Below are 17,165 nucleotides of genomic sequence, written 5' to 3'. Positions count from 1 at the left end.
ACAAATTTAGACCAAGAGATGAAAAACGGGTTACTAAGCTGCCTTATATGGGTATTTGCAACAGTCGCTTTATTTGCGCAGGAAAATACTGCCGAGTATGTAAAAGAACATTACGACAAGTCGGAAAAATATATTACGATGCGTGATGGAAAACGCTTATTCACTGCAATATATACTCCAAAAGACAAGTCAAAGAAATACCCTATCCTGCTGAATAGAACGCCCTATACTGTTGCTCCATATGGTGAAAATGAATATAAAACCAGCTTAGGAAACTTCCCCGAAATGATGAAGCTCGGGTATATTTTTGTCTATCAAGATGTGCGGGGTAAATGGATGAGCGAAGGCGAATTCGAAGATATCCGACCGACAAAAACCAAGGAAAATGGGCATCAGATCGATGAAAGCACCGATACTTGGGATACAATCGATTGGATTGTAAAAAATATAAAAGGCAATAATGGAAAAGTCGGGATGTATGGCATCTCCTATCCGGGTTTTTATGCTACCGCTAGTTTAATTGGATCCCATCCAGCGTTAAAGGCAGTATCTCCTCAAGCCCCCGTGACGGATTGGTTTATTGGGGATGATTTTCATCATGGTGGTGCATTATTTCTAACGGATGCTTTTCGCTTTATGTATGTATTTGATGCTACGCGCCCAAAGCCTATAACAAATAAAGAAGGTCCGAAGGGATTCGAATTGCCATCAAAAGATCTATATAAATTCTTCTTAGATAACCCGACTTTATCTGGTTTAAAGAAAACGTATCTAAGCCATACTGTTAAGTTCTGGGACAACTTAGCTAAGCATAGCACTTTGGATACCTTTTGGACAAATAGAACGATTACACAGCACCTAAATAGCGTTAAACCAGCGGTCATGGTTGTTGGTGGACTTTATGATGCCGAGGACACCTACGGCGCCTTTGAAACCTACAGACAAATCGAAAAGAAAAACAAAAAGAACAACAACATTTTAGTAATGGGCCCCTGGTATCACGGCGGATGGGTTCGTTCAGAAGGTGATTCATTTGGAGATATAAGATTTGGAGAAAAAACAAGTTTAACTTACCAGCAAAAGTTTGAGAAACCATTTTTCGAATATCACCTAAAGGGTATCGGAACTTTTGAACCGGATGAAGCAAATATCTACTTTACGGGTTCCAATCAATGGCAGCATTTTTCACAATGGCCACCGAAAGATGTACTTAAGGATGAATTATTTCTCTCCGCAAATGGGAAGCTTTCCAAAACTTTGGAACAAGGCGAGGAATTTATTGAGTACAGCAGTGATCCAAATAAACCAGTGCCATCTCAAGAAGGAGTTATTGTTAATCGCACGCGTGAATACATGATTGCTGACCAACGTTTTGCTGCGAACCGTCCAGATGTTATCGTTTTTGAAACGGACGTGCTAGCGGAGGATTTGACGATGGCAGGACCTGTAATCGCGGATCTCTGGGTTTCAATGACAGGTACCGATGCAGATTTTGTTGTTAAAGTAATCGATGTATATCCTGATACAAGCACCGCTACCTCACCTATAGAAAAAGATGTTGTGATGCCGAATTATCAAATGCTAGTTCGGGGTGAAATCCTACGTGGAAAGTTTAGAAACTCATTCACTAATCCAGAACCATTTATACCAAACCAAGCCACTCAAGTGAAGGTAAATTTACCCGATGTTGCTCACACCTTCAAAAAAGGTCATAAAATAATGGTTCAAATCCAGCATAGTTGGTTTCCGTTAGTTGATCGCAATCCAAATCAATTCATGGACATTTTTCAAGCAACAAAAGAAGACTTCATAAAAAACACACATAGATTGTATTTTGTTAAAGACAAGGCAAGCAAAATTATTTTCGATAAATTATAGACTTTCTAATCCTAAAACGTAAGGTTATGTACAGATTATTTGTTCTCACATTCGCTATCTTCTTCTTTTCTGCAGTATCTGCCCAACAAAACAGTCTTGTTTGGAAAGTGTCTGGAAATGGTCTTAAAAAAGATTCCTATCTATTCGGGACTATACATTTAGCATGTCAAGAAGACTTTAAAATGAACGAAAAAGCGAAAGCTACATTATCGAAAGTAGACCAACTTGTTTTTGAACTCGATATCACAAAAGAAGAAAATCTCAATGCTATGCGAGAATATTTAAAACCTGATCGTGCATATTTTCAAGATTTTGATCCTGCAAAGCGTAAGGTAATGGACTCGATTCTAACAGAGCAAAACTTTCCTCCTATGTACCTCGATGCCTTGTCACAAGCTGGAATAATGTCTTTGCTTACGTTGTTCAGCTTTGCCTGTGATGATCCAACTGCCGTGAAAGGTATGGAAACAGAGTTGTTAGCTCAAGACGAGGCAAAAGGAAAAAATATAGCAGAATTGGAAACCGTAGATTTTCAGTTTAAACTTTTGAATTCGATTATGGGAGCTGAAGAGATATATCAGTATGTTTTAACCTTGGACAAGCAGAAAGAAATTGCGAAGACCATGATTAATGCATATTTCAGCGAAGATCTCGATGCGTTAGGAGCCTTATTCAATGACCCTTCATACATGGAAGAAGATAAGATGGTCGACTTATTAGAAAAACGTAATAATGCTTGGATGGAAAAAATACCTACTATGATGGAGCAGCAGGCGAGCCTATTTGCTGTAGGTGCAGGACATTTAGTTGGGGAAAAAGGGATTATCAATTTATTAAAAAAGAAGGGATATCAAGTAACACCTGTTTTCAATTAACCCGATTCTCTTAAAGAAAGATTAAAAAACCGCCCTATTCTTTCCTATTAGATAATAATTCTAGCAGGCTACAACGCTATTCGTTTTTTTGGTATCTTTGTGATGTAACACCAGACCAAATATATAGAAATCGATGCTTAAGATTCTTCAACATTTTTGGAGTTTCGTCTTAAATCCTACCGATAGGAAATTAAACCCTTATAGAACTGACACCTATAGTAAGGTTTTCTTTACTATGTTTTTCTTCAAGGTGGTAATATTGGCGGTTATACTACCTTTACAGTATCTTATTCAATACCTCGACCCAATTTTCACGAAGAAAGATGACGCAGATGAAAATGTATTAATTTACATGATCTCGGTCGTCGTGTTAGCTCCATTAGTTGAAGAATTTGCTTTTAGATTTTTTTTGAAGTACAAAAAATTCTATGGAAAGCTTATCTCCAGAAATACTTGGAGAAAAAACTATCGTTGGATAGCCTATACTTCTGTTTTCTTATATGGTTTTGCGCACCTTAGTAACTTTGAAAACGCCAATCTACTTTTCTATATACTGGGTATTCTAATTGTCTCTTCAAACTTAGTTGATGGTTTCGTATTTACGTTTATACGTGTGCGACTAGGATTTATATATAGCTGGGGACTATACGGTTTCTGGAACTTATTTACATTCTCCTTGCTCGGTACTATCATACTATTGAAGAATCCAATAACCAAAGTAAACAATCCATCCATAAGCATGGAAATCAATGTATCTCAATTTCGAGATACGTCTGAATTGTTATTTTTTGTGCGTGAATCCTCCGACACTTTATACAACCTTAATGTTCGCCAATATCCTTTAAGTCAAGTAGTCGATTCATTATATGGAAAGGGTACATATCAAGTTTACGATGATTATGTAGATATTGATATGCGCTCCGCTAAAGGATATAGAAAGGACTCATTGTTGATACTTTTAAAGAAAGAATTTACAATTGAACCCATCAACAAATAGCGGATACGCTTAGATAGTCGTTAGCTTTGCTTTACAATACGATCAACCTCATCGAATTCCATTTCAATTTCTTTACTTACAGGCTTAGTCAACAGGGATACAATTACAATTGTTAAGAAGCTAGAGATAAAGCCTGGGATCATTTCATAAACTTCTTTATAATTATGTGGTATATAAACCCATGCTAATACGACAGCTCCACCCACTAGCATACCGAATAAACCGCCCATTGCAGTTGTTCTCTTCCAAAGTAATGAGAGGATAATTAATGGCCCAAATGCCGCTCCAAAACCAGCCCAGGCGTTTCCAACTAAATTTAAGATACTATCCTTTGGACTCAAAGAGAGAAGAAGAGCAATTATTGCAACAATTAATACAGACAAACGGCTCACCAGTAACATTCGCTTCGGCGATGCTTCCTTGTTAAAAAAGGTTTTATAAATATCCTCGGTCATCGAACTCGAAGTCACTAATAGCTGAGAGGATATAGTACTCATCACTGCAGCTAGAATGGCTGACAATAGAAAGCCTCCGACGAGTGGATGAAATAAGGTTCTTGACAGATGTATAAAGATTGTTTCCGCAACTTCCTTCGAACCATCAAATCGTTGCATTTCCACAGGATCATACTTTATTAAATAGGCAATACCAAATAAGCCTACAAGCATTGCTCCTCCGACAGTAAATATCATCCACGAAATACCAATATTGCGCGCCTTTGGAATATCACTGACATGTTCAATCGCCATAAAGCGAACCAATATATGCGGTTGGCCGAAGTAGCCTAAGCCCCAGGCTACTAGCGATAAAATAGATATCGTGGTAGTCCCTTTAAATAAATCTAGATAATTTGCATTCTTAGTCTCAATAATTTCCAATGTTTCAGACATTCCACCAATTTGATATACAATCACCGTTGGAAGAATTACTAAAGCCAACACCATAATGGTACCTTGTACAAAATCAGTTAAACTAACCGCAAGAAATCCACCTAAAAAAGTATATAATACGACTACTGAGCTCGTAACAAACAGCCCAGTATAGTAATCCATTTGGAACGCCGATTCAAATAATCGCCCCCCTGACACCATTCCTGCGGAAGTGTATAGCGTAAAAAAGACGAGAATTAATACCGATGAAGTAATCTTCAATAGTTGAGTCTTATCATGAAATCTATTCTCAAAAAAAACAGGTAGTGTTATTGAATTCTTGGCCACTTCTGTGTATACTCGAAGACGTGGAGCAACAATAACATAATTAAGAAATGCGCCTATAGTTAGTCCAATGGCAATCCATGAAGCGGAAAGCCCCGTCAAATACATGGCGCCAGGTAAGCCCATTAATAACCAACCGCTCATATCAGCCGCTCCTGCAGACAGTGCAGTAACTGCAGCTCCCATTTTACGCCCGCCAATTAGGAAATCATCAGAGTTGCTGGTAGATTTTTTATAGGAGTATAAACCTATAAGAATCATCAGTAGCATATATAGGCCAATGGAGATCAATTCGTAAATATTCATAATTCTAATTTAAAGGGGAAATTGCTTGAGATTGTAAACTTCTGAATTAATAATAATCTTAATACTTCGCGGCTTTATCAGCTGCCGGTAGGGATTTCTTAATAAACTGACGAATATCCTCGTTTGCTTTTATTAAATCCTCCTTGCGTAGGTACATCATATGACCACTACGATAACCAATGAAACTCATGCGACTTGCTAGTTTCCCAGAAGGATCCATTTGCCACAAATTATATTTCGCATTAAAGTAATCACAGGCGCCATCAAAATATCCCGATTGAACCATGAGATGAAGGTATGGATTTGAGGCCATCGCTTCACGTAAATTATATCCTGTACGGTCATTGCTATTATCCCAAGGATGTACAGAACCAAACATATTGTATTTGACGTCGGTCTTATAATTCAATTCGTTCGCGTAGTAATAATTAATCGCTGGGGTGAAAGAATGTAACCAAGAGCTCAATTCTGCATTATAGTCAGGACGTTCACCACCATCCCTTTGATCAACGCCAATGTAACGTGAATCAAGACGTCCAATCGTCTGTCCTTTATCACGCAATAACTCCTTCCAAAAGAGTGAAGTCGAAATATCTAAATTATTTTGTGCTATAACAGTCTCTGATAAACTGGAGTAACGTGCCATCTTCTTAATGATTGCCTCCTTCTGTGACGCTTCCAAACTAGAACCTCTTGCGATTGCTGGCAGAAGCTCATCTATAGTAAACTTCTCAACTTCTGGTAATATCTCTTCTAAGTCTCTGCTCTGCAATTCAGGATTTAAACGCTTGTGATACCAGGCTGCTGCTGTATAATAAGGCCAAATGTTAGCTTTCTCAACAGCCCCATCTCGACGAATACCTAGCTCAGTAGGCGAAACAAGAATGACACCATTAAGATACATCCATTGTGAGTTCTGAAGCTCTAAAGCTAAGCCTGATACACGTGTTGTACCGTAACTTTCACCTATTAAATATTTAGGAGAAGTCCAACGATTATATCTGGTAACAAACGTATTAATCCATTCAGCAAGATATTTAATGTCTGCATTAACACCAAAGAACTGTGTTCTATCTGCCTTCTCATCTAATATCCTTGAAAAGCCGGTATTAATAGGATCTACGAAAACAATGTCAGCAACATCAAGGATTGAATACGGGTTCTCTTTTACACCATAGGGTTGTAGTGGGTAACCTTCATCGTCTATATTCAATAGCTTAGGGCCAGTATAGGCAACATGCATCCATACGGATCCTGAACCGGGACCACCATTAAAAGAAATAACCAACGGACGTTTAGCTTTGTTATCAATACCATCTCGCGTATAATAGGTATAATGTACAGTAGCAAGCACCTTTCCTTTAGTATCCCATACAGGCTGAGTACCCGCATGTGCTGTATAAGAGAACTTCTGTCCATTTGCAGTGATCTGATGCTTAGTTACAACAACAGTATCTGCATTTGGAATGCGCTGCGCTAAAGCATCCCCAAGAAAAAGCATTAAAATCGAGAATAAAAGAAGATTTTTCATAAAGGTGTATGTTAGTTCAGTCTGATTGGTTGTTTAGTCTCAACAAAAATCAAATCGCTCTATAATATAAAGCGAAAACTAAATCATAAAGAGGTCAACAATCAAAAAACCAATAAGTACTTAATAATATTAAAGTATCTACAAGATATAGAAAATCTCGCGCTGATTCCCACTGATAACTTAAGATTTACCGATATAAGCAGAATAGGTAAAGAATTGGATAATCTATGTTAATTTTTAGACATTAGATATAAGATTTTAGATATTAGATTTTAGATATAAGACCAATGAACCAACATCTCCACTAGACAGATTCCAGCAAACACGCCCAACATCTAATATCTAATGTCTAACATCTAATATCTATAACACAAAAAAGCCCGTCATCTTTCGATAACGAGCTTTTCGTATAAAAATAGGCGCCGACCTACTCTCCCACCTGTTACGGCAATACCATCGGCTCTGGCGGGCTTAACTTCTCTGTTCGGAATGGGAAGAGGTGGACACCGCCGATATAGGCACCTGAATATCTTTATGTTCTATACTTGATTGTTCAAGTACAGTAACAATGACATGTTATTGAAAGAAAAGATTCAAAAAGAGAGAGGACAACAGACTATCTGCATTGGAAAGCTTCGGGCTATTAGTATCACTTGGCTTTGGTCTTTCAACCTTTACACCTATGACCTATCAACGTCGTCATCTACAACGACCCTATAAGGAAGTCTCATCTCGTGGCTAGTTTCGCACTTAGATGCTTTCAGCGCTTATCTATCCCGGACGTAGCTACCCTGCCGTACACCTGGCGGCATAACAGGTTCACCAGCGGTCCGTCCAACCCGGTCCTCTCGTACTAAGGTCAGATCCACTCAAACTTCCAACGCCCACAACAGATAGGGACCGAACTGTCTCGCGACGTTCTGAACCCAGCTCGCGTGCCACTTTAATGGGCGAACAGCCCAACCCTTGGGACCTTCTCCAGCCCCAGGATGTGACGAGCCGACATCGAGGTGCCAAACCTCCCCGTCGATATGAGCTCTTGGGGGAGATCAGCCTGTTATCCCCAGAGTACCTTTTATCCTTTGAGCGATGGCCCTTCCATACAGAACCACCGGATCACTATGTCCGTCTTTCGACCCTGGTCGACTTGTTGGTCTCACAGTCAAGCAAGCTTATGCCATTGCACTCCTCGTACGGTTACCAAGCGTACTGAGCTTACCTTTGAAAGCCTCCGTTACCTTTTTGGAGGCGACCACCCCAGTCAAACTACCCACCAAACAATGTCTCCCGCAATGCGGGATTAGAAACCGAATACAGAAAGGGCGGTATTTCAAGGTTGTATCCACGATTCCTAGCGAAACCGCTTCACATACTCCCGCCTATCCTACACATCCTGTACCCAATTTCAATGTTAAGCTATAGTGAAGGTTCATGGGGTCTTTCCGTCCCGTTGCGGGTAATCGGCGTCTTCACCGATACCACAATTTCACCGAGCTCATGGCTGAGACAGCGCCCAGATCGTTACACCATTCGTGCAGGTCGGAACTTACCCGACAAGGAATTTCGCTACCTTAGGACCGTTATAGTTACGGCCGCCGTTTACTGGGGCTTCGATTCAATGCTTCTCCTTGCGGATGACATCCCCTCTTAACCTTCCAGCACCGGGCAGGTGTCAGGCCTTATACTTCATCTTTCGATTTCGCAAAGCCATATGTTTTTGCTAAACAGTCGCCTGGGCCTTTTCACTGCGGCTTCTCCATCGCTGGAGGAAGCGCCCCTTCTCCCGAAGTTACAGGGCCATTTTGCCGAGTTCCTTAGCCATGATTCACTCGAGCACCTTAGGATTCTCTCCTCGACCACCTGTGTCGGTTTGCGGTACGGGTATTAATAACCTGAAGCTTAGCGGGTTTTCTTGGAAGTCTGCTTACCTGCACTATCAGCGCCCCCGAGGGTTTGCTGTACTATCAGATTTCAGCTAGACCGGCGGATTTGCCTACCAGTCCAATACCTACGTCCTTCAACGAACTATTCCGTCAGTTCGCGGCAGTGTCACTACTCCGTCACCACATCGCAGTTATTAATAGTACGGGAATATTAACCCGTTGTCCATCGGCAATCTCCTTTCGGATAAGCCTTAGGCCCCGACTAACCCTGATCCGATTAGCGTTGATCAGGAAACCTGGGTCTTTCGGTGGGCGGGTTTCTCACCCGCCTTATCGTTACTTATGCCTACATTTGCTTTTCTATAAAGTCCACCACAAGTCACCTTGCGGATTCACCCCCTATAGAATGCTCCCCTACCAGTACAATAAATTGTAATCCATAGCTTCGGTAGTAATCTTGATGCCCGTTTATTATCCACGCCCGGTCGCTCGACTAGTGAGCTGTTACGCACTCTTTAAATGAATGGCTGCTTCCAAGCCAACATCCTAGCTGTCTGGGCAACCGGACCTCGTTAGTTCAACTTAGACTACATTTTGGGACCTTAGCTGATGGTCTGGGTTCTTTCCCTCTCGGCCTTGGACCTTAGCACCCAAAGCCTCACTGCCGGCCATATCTAACAGCATTCGGAGTTCGTCTGGATTTGGTAGGATTTGACTCCCCCGCACCCAATCGGTAGCTCTACCTCTGCTAGACTCAATGCCGACGCTGTTCCTAAAAACATTTCGGGGAGTACGAGCTATTTCCCAGTTTGATTGGCCTTTCACCCCTACCCTCAGGTCATCCGGAAACTTTTCAACGTTTATCGGTTCGGTCCTCCAGTACATGTTACTGCACCTTCAACCTGCCCAAGGGTAGATCACAAGGTTTCGCGTCTACCTCATCCGACTATGCGCCCTATTCAGACTCGCTTTCGCTTCGGCTCCTTGACTTAATCAATTAACCTTGCCGGACAAGAGTAACTCGTAGGCTCATTATGCAAAAGGCACGCCGTCACAGAACTTGTCTGCTCCGACCGCTTGTAAGCACACGGTTTCAGGTTCTTTTCACTCCTCTGTTCGAGGTTCTTTTCACCTTTCCCTCACGGTACTGGTTCACTATCGGTCTCTCAGGAGTATTTAGCCTTACCAGATGGTGCTGGCAGATTCCCACAGGATTTCTCCGGTCCCGCGGTACTCAGGATACCACTATGTCTGTATTCTTTACCTGTACGGGGCTATCACCCATATCGCGCAGTTTCCCACCTGCTTCCAGTTCATAGCACAGTACAATATCGTGGTCCTACAACCCCCATATTGCCGTAACAATATAGGTTTGGGCTCTTTCCCGTTCGCTCGCCACTACTTGGGAAATCATTATTATTTTCTCCTCCTACGCTTACTTAGATGTTTCAGTTCGGCGCGTTCGCGTATTATACAATATACCTTCAGTATATTAGGTTGCCCCATTCGGAAATCTACGGATCAATTCGCATTTGCCAATCCCCGTAGCTTATCGCAGCTTATCACGTCCTTCATCGCCTCTGAGAGCCTAGGCATCCCCCGTGTGCCCTTATTTACTTTCTTCACACTATCACCCCTTTTGCTAAGTGATAGGTTGCTTTTGCTTGTTCTACAAGTAGAACAAACTTCTGTTGTCTTCTCTTGTGTCTCTTTTCTTTCAATATGTCAAAGAACTCTTTGTCTTCATTAGTGATTCAGATCTTAGTAGTTAGATATTAGATATTGTATGTCTTAATAGACCCTCTATCTAATCCCTCTTTACTAAACACCCTCATCTTTGATGACTCGTGGAGAATAACGGATTCGAACCGTTGACCCCCTGCGTGCAAGGCAGGTGCTCTAGCCAGCTGAGCTAATTCCCCGTCCGTGTGTTGATGGTAGTCCCGAGCAGATTTGAACTGCTGACCCCTACATTATCAGTGTAGTGCTCTAACCAACTGAGCTACGGGACTAGCTTATCTTTCTCATCTTCTCTAGGACCTCATCCAACCTTACGGTGGGTGGGTACTTTCTTCTAATGTGTTTCTCTTTTTTCTTTTAAACGATCAATTGTGGCGCAGACGAGCCGGAATCAGGCTCTAGAAAGGAGGTATTCCAGCCGCACCTTCCGGTACGGCTACCTTGTTACGACTTAGCCCCAATTACCGGTTTTACCCTAACACGCTCCTTACGGTTACATGCTTTAGGTACCCCCAGCTTTCATGGCTTGACGGGCGGTGTGTACAAGGCCCGGGAACGTATTCACCGCGTCATTGCTGATACGCGATTACTAGCGAATCCAACTTCACGGGGTCGAGTTGCAGACCCCGATCCGAACTGTGAATGGCTTTTCGAGATTGGCATCATATTGCTATGTAGCTGCCCGCTGTACCATCCATTGTAGCACGTGTGTAGCCCCGGACGTAAGGGCCATGATGACTTGACGTCGTCCCCGCCTTCCTCTCTGCTTGCGCAGGCAGTCTGTTTAGAGTCCCCACCTTAAATGCTGGCAACTAAACATAGGGGTTGCGCTCGTTGCGGGACTTAACCCAACACCTCACGGCACGAGCTGACGACAGCCATGCAGCACCTAGTTTCCTGTCCCGAAGGACGGATGCGTCTCTGCATCCTTCAGTAACTTTCAAGCCCGGGTAAGGTTCCTCGCGTATCATCGAATTAAACCACATGCTCCTCCGCTTGTGCGGGCCCCCGTCAATTCCTTTGAGTTTCACTCTTGCGAGCGTACTCCCCAGGTGGATAACTTAACGCTTTCGCTTGGACGCTTACTGTATATCGCAAACATCGAGTTATCATCGTTTAGGGCGTGGACTACCAGGGTATCTAATCCTGTTTGATCCCCACGCTTTCGTGCATCAGCGTCAATAACGGCTTAGACAGCTGCCTTCGCAATCGGTGTTCTGAGACATATCTATGCATTTCACCGCTACTTGTCTCATTCCGCCGTCTTCATCCGCATTCAAGCACTTCAGTATCAAAGGCACTGCGACAGTTAAGCTGCCGTCTTTCACCACTGACTTAAAGTGCCGCCTACGCACCCTTTAAACCCAATAAATCCGGATAACGCTTGGATCCTCCGTATTACCGCGGCTGCTGGCACGGAGTTAGCCGATCCTTATTCTTCGAGTACATTCAGCTATCTACACGTAGATAGGTTTATTCCTCGATAAAAGCAGTTTACAACCCATAGGGCAGTCATCCTGCACGCGGCATGGCTGGTTCAGACTTGCGTCCATTGACCAATATTCCTTACTGCTGCCTCCCGTAGGAGTCTGGTCCGTGTCTCAGTACCAGTGTGGGGGATTCTCCTCTCAGAGCCCCTAGACATCGTTGCCTTGGTGAGCCGTTACCTCACCAACTAGCTAATGTCACGCGAGCCCATCCATATCCTATAAATATTTAACTACTAAATGATGCCATTCTGTAGTATTATGCGGTGTTAATCCGAATTTCTTCGGGCTATCCCCCTGATATGGGTAGGTTGCTCACGCGTTACGCACCCGTGCGCCACTCTCACCAAATGATAGCAAGCTACCACCTGGATCCCGTTCAACTTGCATGTATTAGGCCTGCCGCTAGCGTTCATCCTGAGCCAGGATCAAACTCTCCATTGTAAAATGAAGTGTAAGATCAAGACTATTTATAAAAAATAGAATTGTCTTTGTATTAATATCTGTTTTCCTGGTTCCGATCTGGTTGAATTGATTTAAAAAAATCTTCTTGTTTCAACTTTCGACTTTCGTCTACTCGCTGCGCTACTTGATCATTATTTCTTAAAGAACTTATCGCTTCCGCATCTCGCTTCTGCTTTTTCTATGTTGTCTGGTGAACGAATTCACTCTTCAAACTTTCATTTTTTGTCGGTGTCAAGCCTTGCGCTTTCCGCCGTTCCCCGTAGTTGGGACTGCAAAGGTAGAAGGTTTTTTTTAATCTGCAAAATTTATTTTAAAATATTTTTTGAGCTTTTTTTTAAGTCACATTTTCTAAAGAATAATACCCTAAAATTTGTCTACTTACCTTCCCGATGTCATGGTTGTTTTAACCGTCCCTCCCTTGCGGAGTGGTGCAAAGATAGGGACTTTAATCCCATACTTCCAAGACCTAGCAACGAATATTTTTTAGGCTTTTGCGTAACTCGCTATAGATGTGATGGATAAATTTGAATAAAAGGCCTAAAGGAAAGGGATAATCGGACAGAAACAGCTGTTTTGGATACCTAAAGGCGGATTAGTAGCGCTGTTATGGCTAAGCCATTCAGTTAGCTTTTGCAAACAGAAATTAGTCAAAATAGCCGAAAGATTGTTTTCAGGGTCTTAAAATTAAGGGTTGCATGATCGTTAAGGAGGCTAAAAAAGTTAAAGAATATTGCATCGCCGATAAAAAATCGTCCCATTCACTTCAATAAATCATCCCCTACCCGCATAAGGATTACAAAAATTAGTCACTAAAAGCGGAGGTTCAGTAAAACTCAGCCACAGCTCAAGCCTTGAAACTAATCAATATTGGGTTAAGCTAGGGATCAGCTAGGCCTAAGGTAGGCTTGAGCTCTATAGAAAACTAGGGAATAAGTAAGGTCGGGGTTATCATACATCGAACAAGAAATCGACGCTGCGTTTCGAAACGATACACCGAACCACAATGGGAATAGAAATGTATTATGAAAAATCAATACAAAGTAGATAGCGGTACTGCATTTATTTCTTACAAGCTATAGTTGTTACTAGTAAACATCATTCCGATCTTTCTATTAATAGAATAACCCTTAGCACGGAGGATGCTCCTATATAAGGAACAATCAAATATTGCATTTCCATTGCTGCTTGATGAAAAAAGAACATAATGACTTAAAAAGCCATTGAAACAGAAATTAAGCAATGACATCAAATATGAAAATACGCTCTAAAAGAAAAAGATCAAAAGATATAGCCAATTTATAGAAATACAACAGATTCAGCTTAAATCAATTTCTACAAGGCTATCATCATAGAAAGGCGATTCGTACGTACACGTATGTCAATGTTATCCTCAAAACAAAAACAATACCCCCAAAAACGATCAGCACTTGCAAACGGATATCCAATAAGGTATGCCGTTTGATTAACATATCGAAGAGTTTACTGTATGGCACCCTTTAAAATACAATAACGGCTAGTAAAAACAAATTACTAGCCGCTATTAAATACTTTCAATCTCTTATGCTATTATTTTTTAAAGACCCAATATTTTTGAAGAGTAAAATTAAAACCCAATGAAACGACTATTTCTACAATTAACTTTGAAAGTAAAAAATGCCAATGCATGATATCTACGAAGACATGTATCCCTAAGGATTTAAGACCGATACTGCCTAGCACAACAATAATAAATTTCCAAAGTTGACTACCTAGGGATTGTGCTGTACTATTGAAAGACCAATAACGGTTAATAGTAAAATTAACAACTGCACCTAAACTACCGCTTATCACATTGGAGAAGGGCGCTGAATATTTCAACACGGTATAGCAGAAAGTATAGATACCAAAGTCAGACAATCCACCTACAAAGGCGGACAACTGAACTTTCAGAAACTCTCGTACTTTCGCTGTCATCGATTAATAACTAGGATTGCTGACCTTCTTTTAGTTTAGCGGCTTTCTCTTCAGCATCTTTTAAATCACCTAACTTTAATAAATTCTTAGTATCTCCTAGATTAATAAAAAACAAGATAATACATATACCAAGAACACTATAGTTAAGGGATCCAGGCACAAAAACCTCAAGAACCAATACTGCAGAAATAATCACGCGAATTTCAGTGGGTCCGACAACTCCGGCATCAATCGTATATTTATCAGTAATACGATAACGAAGCTGCGAGATAATCATCGCCCAACCGTATAAAGCCACTAATGTAAACCCAAGATACTTAAAATCTCCCTGGGCATATAAAACATAGCCAAGACCAATAAACACGGTACTCACCCAATCCATCACGATATCTAGTGCGAAGCCATACCACTTCCTTGACTTATTTCTGTAGAAAGCAATTCTACCGTCTAAAGAATCGCCAAACCACTGCACAAAAAAACCAATGATACCCAACAACAGGTAATTGATATGCACATATTCAGCAAGAAGAAAACTACCAAGGATCATGAATGAACCAAATAAACCGATAGCTGTTAGTCCGTCCGAAGTAATCCAATTTGGAATACGAGGTACTAAATAGGTAATTAACCTTTGTTCAGGATTACTTAGGATGTTCGTCCGTTTTCTGTCCTGGAACAATTTTTTATTGATTTTTTCGTCACTCATTATAATAATATTTATAGCCAATTATGGCTTTTATACCAATCTAAACTCTCCTTTAGACCGCGCTCCAAATCATATTTTGGATTAAAGTCTAAATTTTCCACCGCACGCGTAATATTACAGCCCCAATTTTCCGCTGTCAACTCCCCTAACCTTTCCGGATAAATTACGGGCGTTTTATCTGAATTCTTATACAGATTTTGAGAGACTTGCGCGAACATCTTCACTAATCCCAGAGGAATATGAATACGAAATAGCTTTTTCTTCAAAGTAGACTTAAAGATATCCGCCATTGCGTACCTAGAATATACTAAACCATCAGAGATATTATAGAATTGTAGGCCCTTTTGTTCAACTATGCAGCCTTGCAATAAGACATCACATAAATCTTTCACATAGATAAAGCTCAATTTCTGTGGATTTCGTCCGATATAAGGATCTAGTCCTTTATTCATCGTATCGAATAGAATAAAAATATCCTTTTCTCGAGGACCATAAACCGCTGTAGGGCGAAATACAGATATCGGAGAGTCAGCAAATTTTTCGCGAATCATCAGCTCGGAAGCCCTTTTACTTCTTCCATAAACCGTAACCGGCTGATATGGCGATGATTCATCGATTAATTTTTCACTATTGTAAGCTATGGGTCCGATTCCAGCAAGACTACTTACATAAACAATTCGCTCCACTGGAACACTTGCGCAGGTTGCGGCTTGTAAAATCGCTTCTGTGTAGCCAACATTAACGGCAGTCATCTGCTTTTCATCCTTCGCTTTGGTCATCGCCGCCGCATGAATGATGTAGCTATATTGTTCTTCTTCGAATAAAGTTTTAAGATTTTCGCTATTTCCCAGATCCGGGAAGACGAATTTATCGACAAACGGTGCTATTTGATCAGTTTTACTGCTCTTTCTAACGGCAGCATGCACCTCAAGGCCCATACGTTGGGCCGCTTCTACCAGGTGAGAACCTACAAATCCGCTCGCACCGGTAATGAAAATTTTCTTTTTCATATTGCTTTTTCGTACAGACGATACCGCTTGTAGAAATCTGCGTTGATTTGCTCGATCGCGTGATTCATCATATAGTTATGGTCAAGCATCCAAGAGCATTCTGCCTCAACAATACCTTCAGGCATTGCATTTTTAATAATTCTGCCGTATAAACATGCTTCAATACCAAGTTTACGATAGTTATCCAATACCCCAAGCATTAATACTCTCAGCGTCTTGATTTTCTTTTTACCGAAAAGTAATTTAAAAAGACCTGTCGGCAATAGTCTTCCGCGTTTAATATTAATTAAGATTTCATTGATATTTGGAATACCTAAGGCAAATCCAACGATTTCCTCTCCTTTCTGTGCAAGAATGCAGTATTTAGGATCGACAATCATTTTCAGATCTTTGGCAACGTAGAAAAACTCATCGTCTGTCATCGGCACAAAGCCAAGATTTTTATCCCATGCTTTATTGTAAACAACTTTGATCCGTTCTGCTTCGTTTTTGAAATCCTTTAAATTGATTTGTCGCAATTTAATGCCTGAGCGTTCTAAACGAGCTTCCAGTTTATCTAATAGGAGAACTGATCGATGACTCGCATTTGCTTTATTAACAAGATAAGCCCGTAGATCTTCTTTTTTGTTGAAGCCTGCATTGGTTATCAGATCAATATAATAAGGAAAATTATAAGGCATCATGGCCATTGGAGGTCGGTCAAAACCTTCTACCAATAAGCCACAAGTATCGTTTGTACTTAAATTGATTGGTCCAACAATATTGTTGGCACCTTTACTCTTTACCCAAGCCATTGCAGTTTCGAGGAGTTTATCTGCTACCTCTTGATCGTTAATACAATCAAAAAAGCCAAACTGCCCTTCATTGACTTGATTAAAGTTATTATGATTTACATTGTAGATGGCAAGCACCCGTCCTACAATCTTACCATCTTGATAAGCTAAAAAGGGCTGTGCTTGCGAATGTTTATAAAAAGGATGTTTTTTCGGATTGAGCAAATCCTCTTGTCCTAAGAACAACTCCGGGACATAATTAGGATCAGCCTCGTAGAGATCATGCGGAAAATCAATGAAGCTAGCTCTTTGGCTCTTCGTTTCTACAGGAACAATCGTGATCACAG

9 protein-coding genes, 2 tRNA genes and 3 rRNA genes are annotated in these 17,165 nt (G+C 41.1%); 3 read left to right on the top strand and 11 right to left on the bottom strand.

What is annotated here, in order from left to right; translation table 11 throughout:
- The first annotated feature begins 18 nt into the window (after nt 1-18).
- The 3 genes from GFH32_RS03985 (at nt 19) to GFH32_RS03975 (ending at nt 3,750) form a co-directional block, all read left to right on the top strand.
- Entirely contained in the window at nt 19-1,878 is a 1,860-nt protein-coding gene (locus GFH32_RS03985; RefSeq protein ID WP_153509843.1) for a CocE/NonD family hydrolase, read from the top strand.
- A 26-nt stretch (nt 1,879-1,904) separates the two neighbouring features.
- Nucleotides 1,905-2,753, top strand: coding sequence for a TraB/GumN family protein (locus GFH32_RS03980; RefSeq protein ID WP_153509842.1), 849 nt, complete (start codon nt 1,905-1,907; stop codon nt 2,751-2,753).
- Between the two features lie 133 nt (nt 2,754-2,886).
- Nucleotides 2,887-3,750, top strand: a complete 864-nt coding sequence (locus GFH32_RS03975; RefSeq protein WP_153509841.1) for a CPBP family intramembrane glutamic endopeptidase — start codon at nt 2,887-2,889, stop codon at nt 3,748-3,750.
- 20 nt (nt 3,751-3,770) lie between these two features.
- On the opposite strand, the gene putP is transcribed toward GFH32_RS03975, so the two are convergent.
- The 11 genes from putP to GFH32_RS03920 all read right to left on the bottom strand — a co-directional run bounded on the left by putP (nt 3,771) and on the right by GFH32_RS03920 (nt 17,163).
- Nucleotides 3,771-5,270, bottom strand: a complete 1,500-nt coding sequence (gene putP / locus GFH32_RS03970; protein WP_153509840.1) for a sodium/proline symporter PutP — start codon at nt 5,268-5,270, stop codon at nt 3,771-3,773.
- 58 nt (nt 5,271-5,328) lie between these two features.
- On the bottom strand, nt 5,329-6,801 hold the full coding sequence (locus GFH32_RS03965; protein ID WP_153509839.1) for a S10 family peptidase: 1,473 nt from the start codon (nt 6,799-6,801) through the stop codon (nt 5,329-5,331).
- A gap of 414 nt (nt 6,802-7,215) precedes the next feature.
- Nucleotides 7,216-7,327: ribosomal RNA gene (gene rrf, locus GFH32_RS03960) — 5S ribosomal RNA — on the bottom strand.
- Between the two features lie 98 nt (nt 7,328-7,425).
- A 23S ribosomal RNA gene (locus GFH32_RS03955) occupies nt 7,426-10,307 on the bottom strand.
- Between the two features lie 225 nt (nt 10,308-10,532).
- Nucleotides 10,533-10,606, bottom strand: a tRNA-Ala gene (locus GFH32_RS03950).
- Between the two features lie 13 nt (nt 10,607-10,619).
- Nucleotides 10,620-10,696: transfer RNA gene (locus tag GFH32_RS03945), tRNA-Ile, on the bottom strand.
- A 130-nt stretch (nt 10,697-10,826) separates the two neighbouring features.
- Nucleotides 10,827-12,355: ribosomal RNA gene (locus GFH32_RS03940) — 16S ribosomal RNA — on the bottom strand.
- The 16S, 23S and 5S rRNA genes sit together here with 2 tRNA genes alongside, the layout of an rRNA operon.
- Before the next feature lie 1,587 nt (nt 12,356-13,942).
- The gene (locus GFH32_RS03935) at nt 13,943-14,329 is read right to left on the bottom strand and encodes a GtrA family protein (RefSeq protein ID WP_153509838.1); all 387 of its coding nucleotides are present in this window, start codon (nt 14,327-14,329) and stop codon (nt 13,943-13,945) included.
- A gap of 10 nt (nt 14,330-14,339) precedes the next feature.
- Nucleotides 14,340-15,035, bottom strand: coding sequence for a CDP-alcohol phosphatidyltransferase family protein (locus GFH32_RS03930; RefSeq protein WP_153509837.1), 696 nt, complete (start codon nt 15,033-15,035; stop codon nt 14,340-14,342).
- 11 nt (nt 15,036-15,046) lie between these two features.
- Nucleotides 15,047-16,045 carry an NAD-dependent epimerase/dehydratase family protein gene (locus tag GFH32_RS03925; protein ID WP_153509836.1) on the bottom strand — a complete coding sequence of 333 codons (999 nt, stop codon included), beginning with the start codon at nt 16,043-16,045 and terminating at the stop codon, nt 15,047-15,049.
- A complete protein-coding gene (locus GFH32_RS03920) occupies nt 16,042-17,163 on the bottom strand; it encodes a hypothetical protein (protein WP_153509835.1) in 1,122 nt (373 codons plus the stop codon). Before GFH32_RS03920 ends, GFH32_RS03925 begins: the two co-directional genes overlap by 4 nt.
- Nucleotides 17,164-17,165 lie beyond the last annotated feature (2 nt).

The organism is Sphingobacteruim zhuxiongii (assembly GCF_009557615.1).
GTDB classification, from domain to species: domain Bacteria; phylum Bacteroidota; class Bacteroidia; order Sphingobacteriales; family Sphingobacteriaceae; genus Sphingobacterium; species Sphingobacterium zhuxiongii.
The sequence above is the reverse complement of the archived record's forward strand: the minus strand, read 5'-3'. Positions and strand labels throughout refer to the sequence as shown.